A 13,026-nucleotide genomic window follows, 5' to 3' on the forward strand; every position below is an offset into this window, starting at 1 on the left:
ATCTAGAAAAGCATCGCTCTAGAATTGTTAACTATGAGCAATTATCATCAGACAAGATTTGTTCGCCGAGGCTCGGGAGCCGTGGAATCGACGGTCAAACAAATAGATAGAAGGTTGAAAATCTCCCGGGCTCAATGGTTGAAAAAAAATGTCAATCAAATGCTAAAACTTCGTTGTGCTTACCTCAACGACCGGAGGGCCATTTGAGGCTTTTGCAAAACCGGGATGCTCCCCTCTCATTCCTCACTACCAACGAATTGTGTAGTGCGATTTCTATCGCTCAAACTGGTGACACAGAGTCGGAGAAGAAAGAGAATGTTTCAATCAAAGTGAAATTCGCTACATTAATACTGCTAGCAGAAACCGCATTTAAAACAGCTATAGTTTTCCCTACCAATTCCCACTTATAGCGGTTCTCACTCTCCATGAGGTATACCATATTCTGCGATCGGGTTTTCGCACTAACGAGAGTTTTTGGCTCCATAAACCTGAAAAAACCTATAGCCACAAGCAATGACCAATGACCAATGACCAATGACCAATGACCAATTAGCTTCCACTTCCTCATGTTTCGGAGAAAGGCTATATATATCTTCGCACTCACTCACTTAATATGTCGATCGCGCTGGCGATCGAGCTTTGCCAAAGCAGCACCCGCAACATCTGCCAGAATGCTAATTAGCCGATACAAAGCCACGGTACTCAAAATTATACCTGTCGAAAAGCGATCGGACAAAAGGGCGATCGCCGTTGCTTCAAAAACTCCCATCCCTCCCGGCGCACCCGGTACGACTAAACCGACAACAAACGCCAAACCAAAAGCACCGAACAAGTTGGGAATATCGATAAAATTTACCGGGTTTAAAGCCATTACCGTTAGGAAAAAACCGCTTCCCCGCAATCCGATAAAACACATTTGTCCGATTAACGGCACTAAAGGATAGCGTTTAATTGGCAAATTAATTTGGCGCTGGGACTTGACACGGGAGGTTTTTTTAGATAGATTGGAGCTAGACTCTAAACGCGAAATTGGTCGATCGCCTGCAACCTCTCCAACCTCTGGATTTTCCCCCTTGTTCTTTGATAACTTCAACCGCTCTACAAATAGGACGATCGGATTTAAAATTCGGGGATGAATCGCCGTCAAAATAGCAGCACAACCGAAAATCCGCAAAAACCCATTAATTTTATCAAAACAAATCAACCCAATTAGCACACCTGCGGAAGCCATCAGCAGCGGTTCCAGCAAAACGCTGAGAGTAGCAGCTTTGGGCGCAATCCCTCCCTTTTTGGCGTCCGAGATGCGACCCCAAAAATGCCAAATATTCCCCGGTAAATACTTGGCAATATTAGTCTTGAGAAAAACTTGAATCGCCCAGGCGGCATTTACAGGTTGGCGGAATTCCCGTAAGATTAACATCCACACCCAGCCGACCAAAATTAGAGATAGTAAAGTGACGCCCAGGGCGATCGCCAGCAACGGAAAACTCTCAGATCGAATTTGGATATTCGCGACTTCTCGCCAGTGAGTCGCCAAAGCTTGGGCAATAAATAAAAACGTCCCGCCCAAAATCGCATAGCGCAAATAAGGCTTTAAACGGGCTTTCGCGAGGTTGAAAAAATTCTGAATTCGATGCAAGCGTGGTTTTCCCATTTTCCGATCCTGATTAGTGAATTTGGGATGGTAGATTTTTTAACCTGAATTTCATGTATTTTATTTAAAATTTAGATCGATCGCACTTAAGGAGTAAATTTCAATGGCCGGCCCGAGCCCAGACGGATTTTCCTATCTTTTAGACAATAACCCCAACAGTTTAACCTTAACTCCGGGCTTTTTGACTCCTTATCCTAACGGACTTTTTGCCCTCGGTGGTAATGATTTTATTGTCGGTTCCTCGGATGCCGATCGCCTCAACGGTGATGATGGTAATGACCAACTCCTCGGCGGCGGCAATTCCGATACACTCTTCGGCGGTGTCGGGAATGACTTGCTTAACGGCGGTGTCGGTAATGACTTCCTGTTTGGCGGGAAGGGCGGCGATAGCTTGCAAGGAGGTAGGGGGGATGATAGCCTCAACGGTGGCAACGGTAGCGACGTTTTAGTGGGTGATGGAGGCAAAGATACGCTGACGGGGGGTTTGGGCGCAGATATCTTTGTTCTTCGCAGCAACTCTCCAGTCTCCGATCCGGCGCTTGCTGACTTGATTACTGACTTTAACAGTTCTGAGGATGCGATCGAACTAACTGACAATCTTACCGAAGCAGACATCACTTTAGAAACAGTTTCGGGCACTCCCAATACAGTAATTAAAATTCGCCAATCCGGTGCTATTTTAGCCTTAGTCGCCAACACATCTCCACAAAACCTCAGCGGTAAGTTCATCTCTACAAATACCGCACCGGGAAACCAACTCAGCCAAGCCCGTGATTTAGGCGTTTTGAGCAACACTCAAACCATCGCCGACGCGGTTAGCAACGCCCGCCCCGACAACATTTACCGCTTTACTTTACCTGGAACTAACGACATTAAATTAACTGTCAGCGGTTTTAGCGCCGATGTTAATGTGGCTGTAATTAAAGATATTAACGGCGACAATTCTATTGACGTTACCGATATTATTGCTTCTTCTCAAGAATCAGGTTTATCACCAGAGTCGATCGACCTCAAAAATTTAGCAGCAGGAACATATTTTGTCCGAGTTTATCAAAACCAAGGTAATACAAATTTTACCCTAAATTTATCTGCAACTCCTGCAAATATTGTTCCTAATAATCCCAGTAACTCACCTGTTTTTGACTCTCGTTTTGGGTTTGGTTTGGTGAATGCAGCGGCAGCAGTCGCTAAAGCTCAAGGTGTGCCAACTTTTCCTGATGTTCCCGATTTGGGCGGCGACGAGTGGGGCAGAGACTTAATTAAAGCTCCTGAAGTTTGGGCGAAGGGCTTGACTGGAGATGGCATTGTCGTAGCAATTATCGACAGTGGAGTTGATTACAATCACCCGGATTTAACGGGGAATATTTGGAGCAATGGGGGAGAAAATGGCGTTGATGCTGCGGGGAGAAATAAAGCTAGCAACGGCGTAGATGATGATGGTAATGGCTTTGTAGACGATTTCCGGGCATGGGATTTTGCTAACAACGATAACGATCCGATGGATGATAACAGCCACGGTACTCATATCTCGGGTTTACTTGCTGCCAAAAAAGATGGAGTAGGAATAACTGGAACGGCTCCGACTGCGAAGATTATGCCTTTGAAAATACTCAATAGCACAGGAGTAGGCAAAATTACAGATGAAATTAATGCGATTAATTATGCCGTGGCAAATGGTGCGAAAATCATTAATGTGAGTTTTGGTGGCCAACAGTTCAACGATCGCGAATTAAGCGCAATTCGAGCGGCGGAAGCCAAGGGCGTGGTAGTGATTTCAGCAGCCGGAAATGATGCGCGCCCCGACTCAGATTATCCGGCTAAGTTTGCCAATGAGATAGGAATTGCTGTCGGTGCAGTTAACCGGAATGGCTTGTTTACAGATTATTCTAACCGGGCAGGATCTGACACAATTAGTTATTTTGTCGCTCCGGGCGGCGACGGTGGAAGGGCGGATGCTGGGGATGTTTATTCAACGGTGCCGCTTTCTCAACCGGGGGTTCCCTATCGATATTTTGCGGGTACTTCGATGGGAGTGCCGCACGTATCTGGGGTGATAGCTTTGATGTTACAAGCCAATCCCAGTCTGACTCCTGCTCAAATTAAGCAGATTTTGGCTGAAACTTCTAGTCGATCGGTTTAAATTCGATTTTGTGCTACCCGCGATGTGCAAAATAATCACAAGGTGTGCATTGCACACCTTGAGTCCGCGGAGGCGGACTTGGTTTGTGTAGTAGCGGTTTCAACCGCCGACTCTTATCTCCAATCTTAATAATTGGCGGCGTAAGTCAAGTCAAATTGGCGGCACAGAGTAATGCAGCAGTAACTTGGTCGATCGAATACTAACTCGTAATTCATCTCCCCGTCTATTTTGGTAATCGGCTGCTTTAAGGGGATGCCGTGAATGTCGTATTGGCGGCGTTCTAAGGCACTCCAGTCGATAATTTTGATGTCGATTTGGTTCTGCAACTCACTGGCGATCAGATAGAGGTGCATCTTGTCTTGAACTTGCCCACTCAGGGGGATTTTGATTAACACTGACTGAGTGACAAGGGGTTTTTGGTCGTTGGGATGCTTCTGAGTGTGGCAGCTTTTGAGTTCGATATCGTAAGGTTCTACCTTAAATTTCTCTCCATTGGTGATCGCAGACGAGTGTAAGTCTTTCAGGGATTTTTCTAAGTGAGGAATTAGCCCTAAGTCAGGATCGCACAGCAGTCTGCGAATATTGGAGGTTTCAGTGACTGTCATTTGAGATTTTTGATGTTATTTTTGTTATTCTTAATTTCTAGTTTACCGCGAAACGCAGCTCTGTCCTACTCTACTTGCGACATACTTCCCAAAATCAGGTTTCTGGGCAGTATTTCGCGAAAAACCAGATTTTTTTGCCTTAATTCTGTCACATTATTTTTTAGTAATTTTCCACAGATTGAGTTCTACATTAGCAACCGCCGGATCTATTTGATAGTTTTGCTGTTCAATTGCCGATCGCAAAGCTGAGGATGGTCTATATAAAAACAACTCGCCCAAACCGGCGGGAACTTTGGGCGGTTGTGGTTTTTTCCGTGCTAATTCTCGATTTTGGTAGCAAGAAGTATAACAGCGCGGTTCGACTAGCAATTTAACTTTTGGTTGCAGGCGATAACTTAAAGGCATGATGTATGCTATATTCGCATCGCTGATAATGAGGGGATTGCTGACTTGATTGACAATCGCAGCTACTTCTAATTCTGCCCGCAACCAACCACTACCTTTATTCCACCAACTATCGGCCCCAGAACTAACTCCACCCGAGATAATGCCCGAACAAAACAGTGCAACTATGACTATTTTCCACAGTCTTTGTGGTTTTAAATTATCAAAATTGTTGCTAACTTTCACAGACAACAGGTAAGCAACTGCTAACTGAATTCCCACATAACAAGGAACTAAATATCGCGGATTTGCCGATCGCCTTCCGCCTTTAAGTATATCGGGGACTGCCAAAAATAAGGCAGTTGTGGCAATTAATAACAATATCAATAACCAAACCCGTTTTGGTGTTTGTCGGCACAGAAAATACAGGGCATAGCCGACTAAAGCTAGAATTATGATGCCAACAGGAATGACTAAGCCTAGTTGTGCGGCGTTGGCCGTTCCATCAATACCAATATCAAAAAATCCTATGGTGACAGCGCCCACCCACCTGCTAACTAATCTTAAGAAATTTGTCTGTTCTGCCCATACTGTGGTACTTCTAACTTGATTGAAGTTTTCTACAGTATTGACAAGGGAAGGCATGAAGCAGATTAAGGCGACCATTGCTGCTGCATAATAGGCAATAAATGTTTTGACATCGCGCCAGTTGGCGATAACTGCGACGTAGATAGCGTGGGCTGCGGCTACGCAAATAAATAATAAGTGGGTGTACAATCCTAGTGTGGCTGCGATCGCGTAAAGTGCCCAGTTAGAAACAAAGGCGAGATTATTTTGAGTTGATTCAGGGCGCATTGCTCGCAACAAGGCTGCACTGGATAAAATGGTAGTTACTGTCCACAAACTGTACTGTCTGGCTTCTTGGGCGAACAGGATGTGATAGGGAGAAATTGCGAAAATTGCGATCGCCATCCACGCCACAGCGGGAGATTCAAATAACTCCCAAGCCAGCCAATAAATGGCAGGAAATACCAGCAAGCTAATCACTGCTGCCAAACTTCTCATTGCTGCAACGGAAGTGCCGAACCACTGCGCCCAAAATCGCGCTAGTACGTAATATAGCGGCGGGTGTTGGGGGTCTTCTGTTGCTAAGGAATTTAGGGTATTGCTTAAAGTTTTTTGGGAATTTATCTGTTGGTATTTTTGGAAGTCAGAGGGCGAGGTTATTTTCTGGTATGAAATTTGTTTGATAATTTCGGCTTCCGTGTAGCCGGAAACTCTTAAAGAAGTATAGTTTTCGTCTATCCAGTAGAATTTGCGATCGAGATTGACAAAGCGAAACAAAATGCCGATCGCCAATACAGCTATAATTAAAAATCTCAACCACTTCTCAAGTGGAGGGTTGTGAGAATTTAGTCGATCGCGATTTTTAGTAGATTCCATTTGATAAATAGCTAATCTCGCAGAATTTGGTTGATATCACCCTAGGAAAAGGTTCGTAGTGAGGACTTCAGTCCTTCTTTCTTCAAAGCCAGAAAGAGGACTGAAGTCCGGGTGTATCTGCAAGCAAATATGTTTGTAGGGGCGAAGCATGACCGCAGTCAATATGAGATTATAACTAATAACTTATATGCGGTCATGCTTCGCCCTCTTCAAAAACCAGATGCACCCTGAAGTCCTTACTACGAACCTTAAGAATGATTAATCGTCTACTCCTGCAATCGGTGCAAAACCTTGGCGCTGAATATTTTCGGTGATGGTACGCGGTTCGAGGAATTGTAGCAAATAATCCGGGCCGCCAGCTTTAGAACCAACTCCCGAAAGTTTGAATCCTCCGAAGGGTTGGCGGGATACCACAGCGCCGGTGGTTCCGCGATTGATGTACAAGTTTCCGACTTCAAAATCGGCTTGGGCGCGATCGATATGCGAAGGCGTGCGAGAATACAATCCGCCAGTTAACGCGAAATTCGTATCGTTAGCAATGTTAATCGCTTCATTGAAATTATGAGCCCGAATCACTGACAAAACTGGGCCAAAAATTTCTTCTTGGGCGAGAGTTGCACTCGGCGCTACTTCCGTCACAATGACTGGGCCGACATAATAACCGGTTTCCGGCGCCGCCATTTCTAAGGCTATCTTAGCTTCCGCGCGACCTTTTTCGATGTATTCGCGGATGCGAGACTGCGCCGAAGCATCGATGACAGGGCCGACTTGAGTGCCGGGATTTTCGGCTGGGCCGACATTGAGCGATCGCGTGGCTTCTACCAATCTTTCCACAAAAGCATCGTACACCGACTCGACCACAATTACTCGCGAACAAGCAGAACACTTTTGGCCACTATATCCAAAGGCCGAATAAACTACGCCCGCAACTGCTTGGTCTAAATCCGCACTTTCATCAACAATAATGCCATTCTTGCCGCCCATTTCGGCGATGACTCGTTTCAAGTGTCTTTGTCCCGGCCGTAAAATCGCAGCATCAGCATAAATCTGACAACCAACTTCCTGGGAACCGGTGAAGGTAATCATGTGAACATCGGGATGTTTCACCATGTAAGCGCCGACGGTTGAACCTTTGCAAGGTACGTATTGAAATACGCCTTTCGGAATTCCAGCTTCTAGCAAAATCTCGGCTATTTTTGCAGCAATTACTGTGGAAAATTCCGCAGGTTTGAGCAAAGTACAGTTACCTGCAACCAATGATGCAACTGTCATCCCGACGGGAATTGCTAGGGGGAAATTCCAAGGGGAAATAATCAGGGAAATGCCGCGCGGTTGATAGGTATAGCGGTTGTTTTCTCCGGGAATATCATAATTTTGCCCTTGTTCCAACCGTTCCATTTCGTCAGCGTAGTAGCGACAGAAATCAATAGCTTCGGAAACTTCGGCATCGCATTCTCTGACAGGTTTACCGACTTCAAACACCATCCAAGCTGATAGTTCGTGGCGCCGTTGTTCCATCAATTCTGCTGCTTTGCGGAGGACTCCGGCGCGCTGGCGAACGGGGGTTTTACGCCAACTGGTGGAGGCTGCTTTGGCTGCTTCTAGGGCTTGTTTGGCTTGTGATTCGGACATTAATCCGATTTTACCGACTACTTCTGCGGGATTGGAAGGATTGAGAGAGTTAACTGTGGTTTCGGTGTTTTGATACTCGCCGTCGATTAGCGGTAAGTAGGTTTGACCTAGGCTAGCCCGCACTAATTTGATGCCTGCTTCGGCTTGTTGGCGCAATTTGGTATTGGCGTAGTCGGTATCAGCGACGTTGGGGAATACTTTGGTGTAAACTAGCTGGTCGTTGCCATTGGCGACTGGGGCGGCTAATAATTGTTCGATCGGCATTTCTTCGGAACTTTGCCGAATAAACGAACTGTTGGCGGTATTTTCCAGCAATCGGCGGATCAAATAGGCCATCCCTGGGAGCAAATCGCCGTAGGGACAGTATACTCGGACGCGATAACCGCGATCGACCAAAAGCTTAGCCAGTTTGTCGCCCATACCGTAGAGCACTTGCATTTCAAAACGGCGGCGCGGTATATTGAGAGTCTCGGCAATTGCGATCGCCCTGGCTTGCGATCGGACATTGTGACTGGCAATTGCAGCATACAAATATTCGTGATTTTCCAGCAACAACTGAGTCATTGCTTCAAAATTTGCATCCGTAGCAACCTTGTCATTATAGACAGGCTGCGGCCAATCTTTCTGCATCGCCTTGATAGTTTCCTGATCCCAGTAAGCGCCTTTCACCACACGCACCGTTACCGGATTTCCGCGTTTTTTCGCCCAAGCAATAATGCCTTGCAAATCTTGTTTGCTATCGCGCAAATATGCCTGCATGGTAATTCCGACATCCGTGCGACTGCGGAACTCTTCCTCTAACAATAAGTCTTTGAGAATGCTCAGAGTTAAACTCTTGTAGGCGTACTGTTCCATGTCAAAGTGAACGGCCGCCCCCAACTCTTTGGCGCGCCGCAACAACAGGCGAATTCTCTCGCTGACTTTCTCCTCGCTACCTTTAGCATCCAGCGGATCGAACTGAGAATAAAAAGCCGTTAACTTCACAGATACTTGCACTCGCGGCAGAGTTTCGCCATCAGCCTTATCAATCGCATCTACCTGCGACCAATTCTTAGCTGCACTGGTCAATTCCGTCATCAATTCCAAATAGCGGTTTAGATAAACTTCCGCCTCAGTTTCTGTAATCACAGCTTCCCCCAAAAGGTCAACTGTAAAACCCATTTTATCTTTGCGAAGCCGCTCTAAGGTTTTAATTACCTGCTTGATATTTTCCCCAGAAATATACTTGTGCGCCAAAGTTTCCACAGCAGGCGCAACCGTCGTCGCCGCCAATTGTCCAGGAATCGAATCAGCGTTAGTAAAACTGAGCAATTTTTTCAAAGCTTCCGGCAATTCTACCTCTTCCACAGTCAAGTATTCTTGCAAGTGGCGGGCAATTTCCGGCTTGCTGCGGAGGGCCGGCAAACAGTCAATAAATCGAAACAATTGCACCCGCAATCCAGGGCTAGCCATCGCCCAATCCATCAGCTTGTCGTCCCAGCGCATTTGGTCTTGCAGTTGACCAAAAAACGATCGCTTTTTGTCTTGAGTTGCCTTAAGGATTTCTTTAGCAATTTCCTGAGTCTTTGATTCGTAGATGCTTGGAGATATTTGTGCGACCATTGGTAATTAGTAATTGGTAATTGGTAATTGGCAACCAGGGTAGGTTGATGTATTTTGCAACTATCCCCTGATACGATTATACTTGCTATTTGACTTCAATTTTAACTCCATAGGTTGCTTGGCGATCGCCCGAAATTTCAATAGTATAATCGCCGCTGCTGGCTAGTTGACCTTGCCACTGACCTGTGCTATCAACAGTACCTACTTTTTCACCGTTAGGAGCAATAATGTCGGCGCTAACTTGACCTTCTTGAACCTTTACTGTCATGCTTTGGCCGCTATTGCATCCTAGCAAGTAGCGCTTGGATTTGTTAGCTCGCAAACTGTTGCTGAGAGTAGTTCCGGTAGCACCAGCCTGAAAGCTAACTCGCTCGGTTACAGGGGTTTCCACCGCAGCGCCAGATGCAGCAGGCTCCGGCAGCGGCGACGGGGAAGCAAGCTGCGGAACACCAGACAGGGATGGTATTTGAGTCGGATTCGGCGACGGAGCAATTGTTGGGGGCAGTGCCTGCTGGGGTGCTGGGGGGAGTCCTGGCCGGCGGTTAGCGGGCGCTGCTGGGACAGGCGGAGGGCTTTCGGGGAGCGGTACGTCGGAGTGCAGTTTGATTTGAATGTTTGCTCTTTCTTGATACATTTTCCACCCTAGGAAAGCGCCGAGACTGAGGACGGAACCCACTAACATTCCGCTCAGAAAAACTGCCAATATTTGCCAGATTCTAGGTTGTTTCGGCTGGGGATTGGCGGTGTAAGTCGTGGGTTGAGAATAACCGACTATTTGACTGGTTTCTGGCACACTTTCGGCGGGGATTGGAATTGTTTCTGTTTCGTCTATTGTCTGTGAAATATCTTCGGGCGCGGCAATTTCAGCGGAAGTTTCTGTTGGTACGGAAGTTGCTGCTAAAGCGTTTTCAACCTCGAAATTTTCCGTGGGAGTTTCTGCCGGTTCTGAAGTAGAACCGGGACTGGTATTTGCAGCGCGATTGAACTCATGGCTGTCAGTGGCAATTGTTTCCGGTTGCTGAGTCAAAATTTGATTTTTTTCCTGTTCGTTACTCATAGGGCTAAATTTCTTGTACAAATACTGCTTTTAGACATTTTACGCGATCGGGACTTGTGCATTAAGGGCAAAGAAACCGGGTTTTTCACGAAAATCCTTCATTATAGTGCAGAGATTAGGTAAAAAACCCGGTTTCTAACCACCCGTGCGTAAGTCCTAGTTATATCAAATCCGGTGATGGCCCAATGATACTGAGGGTGAGAGCGGGAGGCTCGCACTGAGGACTAAAGTCCGAACGCTCAAACCTGTGAGAGCGGGAGGCTCGCACTGAGGACTAAAGTCCGAACGCTCAAACCTGGTAAATATTGAGCACAAATTGCGATCGCAACTTTCTACCGAACTCAATTATTAGGCAAAGATTGCCAAAAAGGTCGTTCTTCTCCCTTTCTCACAGTATTCGTCGCCGACTGCACATTTCCTTTCAATTCTTGATAATACCTATCATCGAGAAAAGTCACATTAACACCAGCGGGAAGCAGCAATTGGCGCAATCTTTCTTGAGTGTAATCTCGACCATCAATCATCGCCCCGCGAGGATTAGAAACTAACAACTTCCCATTAACTGGCACCGAATTGACCATATTCGGCCACCAAGCATAACCGCTGTAGCCAAACATTACTGGAACTTGAACGATTTGGTCATCGGCGAGGGCAAACTCTCTTTTCAACTTCTCTAAGATCGGATTTAGTTTCTGCTTTTGCAGATTGAGATTGTGTTGAATTAAAGCAGGATTTCTCAAAGCAGCGCTGACTGTTGTTTCAGTGCTCAAACCGCGATTGATAGCAACATCGCCGTAACCTTTGCCTGCCAATTCTTCCAACAGCCTAACTCCGGCTTCTGGACTGGCGATCGCCATGATAAATTTTCCGGGAGTTTGAGTGGGAATAAAATTGATAATTTCATCGACTTGGCGAGTCAAAAGCCAAGAAGTATCAATATCCACCGCAGGGCCTTGAATTCTTTGAGCTTGAATAAAATCAAGTACCTCTGCATTAAAACTAACATTCCCGGAATTACCATAATAAACTCGACCCATTGGATGTCCGGGAATCGGCGGAGTTACCTGCAAATTTCCGTAGCCATCAGACCACTGGCTCACCGGGTCTAAAGAGCGAGGGTTGCCAATTTTAAATACTCTCAAATCCTGCTGTTTATTTGATTTAGCAGGCTGCTTTTTATCTGATTCGCGATTGCTTTTGATAGCGACATTAACTTGACGCACATCTAATTTTTGTGGAACTTGAATGTAGCCATTTTTCTGAGTGTCTTGCATCCAAGCATTATCACCCTGGATAATTTTAACTTGAGCGCCTGTGGGTTCTACAGCTTGTTTAAGTTGGGAGATAAATTCGCTATTTGCCGAGCCTCTGTCGCTAACCTGAACTTCTGTAACTGCTGCGGTATTAGCGGGCATTAGCCAAGGACTAACGCCCATTTGGATGGTAGCGGTGGCGATTTGTTGACCGTTGTTTTCGGCAGTTGCTTTGAGATTAACAGTGCCGTTCCAATTGCGATCTGCAAATTGTTTAGCTTCCACACCTAAAACAATATTCGCGCTAAAAATCAGGGGTTTTGCACCGGATATATCGACGGGTTTCCAGCCGCCGGCAGTTTTCTGAAAAACGTTGATATGAGGGCTGCCAATACTATCAGCAGTGATGAATAATTGAGATTTTTTGAAGTTGTCCGACAGGATTAAGTTAACTTGAGAAAGCATGGCTGCGCGACGGGGAACGCTAACTTTGGTATCTTGCCAAGTCGGTATTTTGCTGCGGCGATCGTCGTTATTGCGATCGTCAAACACAATTAGCGCGCCGCTGGACAATGACCATTGTTCTTTTCCGGCTTCGTCTAACTGATTAATTTTGCCATCTCTGTTAGTATCTCCCGCAAAGAAGAAGTTAGTCTGCAAGCCTGCGGGCGTAACTGGGGCGGAAGTTGCGGTTGCGGTTGATTGAGGAGTTGGTTGAGAAGTTGGCTGAGGAGTTGGTTGAGAAGTTGGTTGAGGATTGATATCTAATTGTTTTTGTTGTTCTTTGAGGGCGAGTTCTTGCTGTGCTAATTCTTGTCTGGCGAGTTCTTTTAGTGCTAATTCTTCCCTTTCTTTGGCTTGGCGGGCTAGTTCTTGTTTTTCTTGTTCTTTGCGGACTAATTCTTGCTTAGCAAATTCTTGCTTTTCTAGTTCACGGCGGGCGAATTCTTTTTTCTCTTGTTCTTTTCTCTCTATTTCTCGGCGAGCAAAATCTTTTTGTTCTTGTTCTTTGCGGGCGATTTCTCTTACCTGTTCTTCTTCGGCTCTAATTTTCTGTGCAGACCGTGCTACTTGCCATTCGTAGGTAGCGAGAGTGAGGTTTCCTTGATATTCGATGGTTTTGTCGATCGCCCGTTCAGCCAACAAAGAACCGTGGGGAATGAGTCGCAGGGTATTGATAGCAATCTGCCACAGGCGTTGTGACTGTTCCCAAGTAGCGGGATCGGCTTTAGAAGTGCGTCCAATGACAACGGCTT

The 13,026-nt window shown here is 46.1% G+C and carries 7 protein-coding genes and 1 pseudogene; 2 read left to right on the top strand and 6 right to left on the bottom strand.

Annotated features, from left to right (window positions below; genetic code table 11):
- Positions 1-207 (top strand): annotated as a pseudogene (locus QZW47_RS29885) (ISKra4 family transposase); the annotation flags it as partial.
- 397 nt (positions 208-604) lie between these two features.
- On the opposite strand, the gene QZW47_RS29890 reads toward QZW47_RS29885, so the two are convergent.
- A complete protein-coding gene (locus QZW47_RS29890) occupies positions 605-1,654 on the bottom strand; it encodes a UPF0104 family protein (RefSeq protein ID WP_293136289.1) in 1,050 nt (349 codons plus the stop codon).
- Positions 1,655-1,757: 103 nt separating this feature from the next.
- Between QZW47_RS29890 and QZW47_RS29895 the strand changes: the two genes are divergently transcribed.
- Positions 1,758-3,794, top strand: coding sequence for a S8 family serine peptidase (locus QZW47_RS29895; protein WP_293136292.1), 2,037 nt, complete (start codon positions 1,758-1,760; stop codon positions 3,792-3,794).
- A 125-nt stretch (positions 3,795-3,919) separates the two neighbouring features.
- Here QZW47_RS29895 and QZW47_RS29900 read toward each other — a convergent pair whose 3' ends face one another.
- From QZW47_RS29900 to QZW47_RS29920, 5 genes are all read right to left on the bottom strand, one after another.
- On the bottom strand, positions 3,920-4,399 hold the full coding sequence (locus QZW47_RS29900) for a hypothetical protein (RefSeq protein ID WP_293136295.1): 480 nt from the start codon (positions 4,397-4,399) through the stop codon (positions 3,920-3,922).
- 153 nt (positions 4,400-4,552) lie between these two features.
- Positions 4,553-6,226 carry a glycosyltransferase family 39 protein gene (locus tag QZW47_RS29905; protein WP_293136304.1) on the bottom strand — a complete coding sequence of 558 codons (1,674 nt, stop codon included), beginning with the start codon at positions 6,224-6,226 and terminating at the stop codon, positions 4,553-4,555.
- Positions 6,227-6,484: 258 nt separating this feature from the next.
- The gene (gene pruA / locus QZW47_RS29910) at positions 6,485-9,460 is read right to left on the bottom strand and encodes an L-glutamate gamma-semialdehyde dehydrogenase (RefSeq protein WP_293136306.1); all 2,976 of its coding nucleotides are present in this window, start codon (positions 9,458-9,460) and stop codon (positions 6,485-6,487) included.
- A gap of 85 nt (positions 9,461-9,545) precedes the next feature.
- Entirely contained in the window at positions 9,546-10,517 is a 972-nt protein-coding gene (locus tag QZW47_RS29915; protein WP_293136308.1) for a hypothetical protein, read from the bottom strand.
- A gap of 341 nt (positions 10,518-10,858) precedes the next feature.
- Positions 10,859-13,026, bottom strand: a 2,168-nt coding sequence (locus QZW47_RS29920; RefSeq protein ID WP_293136344.1) for a protein-arginine deiminase family protein, incomplete at its 5' end; no start/stop codon positions are given.

This window comes from Microcoleus sp. bin38.metabat.b11b12b14.051 (assembly GCF_013299165.1).
Taxonomy (GTDB): domain Bacteria; phylum Cyanobacteriota; class Cyanobacteriia; order Cyanobacteriales; family Microcoleaceae; genus Microcoleus.

Bases quoted from the DNA above. Each gene is read 5' to 3' on its own strand.
- QZW47_RS29890 (WP_293136289.1), bottom strand. From the start codon at position 1,654: ATGGGAAAACCACGCTTGCATCGAATTCAGAATTTTTTCAACCTCGCG.
- QZW47_RS29895 (WP_293136292.1), top strand. From the start codon at position 1,758: ATGGCCGGCCCGAGCCCAGACGGATTTTCCTATCTTTTAGACAATAAC.
- QZW47_RS29900 (WP_293136295.1), bottom strand. From the start codon at position 4,399: ATGACAGTCACTGAAACCTCCAATATTCGCAGACTGCTGTGCGATCCT.
- QZW47_RS29905 (WP_293136304.1), bottom strand. From the start codon at position 6,226: ATGGAATCTACTAAAAATCGCGATCGACTAAATTCTCACAACCCTCCA.
- pruA (WP_293136306.1), bottom strand. From the start codon at position 9,460: ATGGTCGCACAAATATCTCCAAGCATCTACGAATCAAAGACTCAGGAA.
- QZW47_RS29915 (WP_293136308.1), bottom strand. From the start codon at position 10,517: ATGAGTAACGAACAGGAAAAAAATCAAATTTTGACTCAGCAACCGGAA.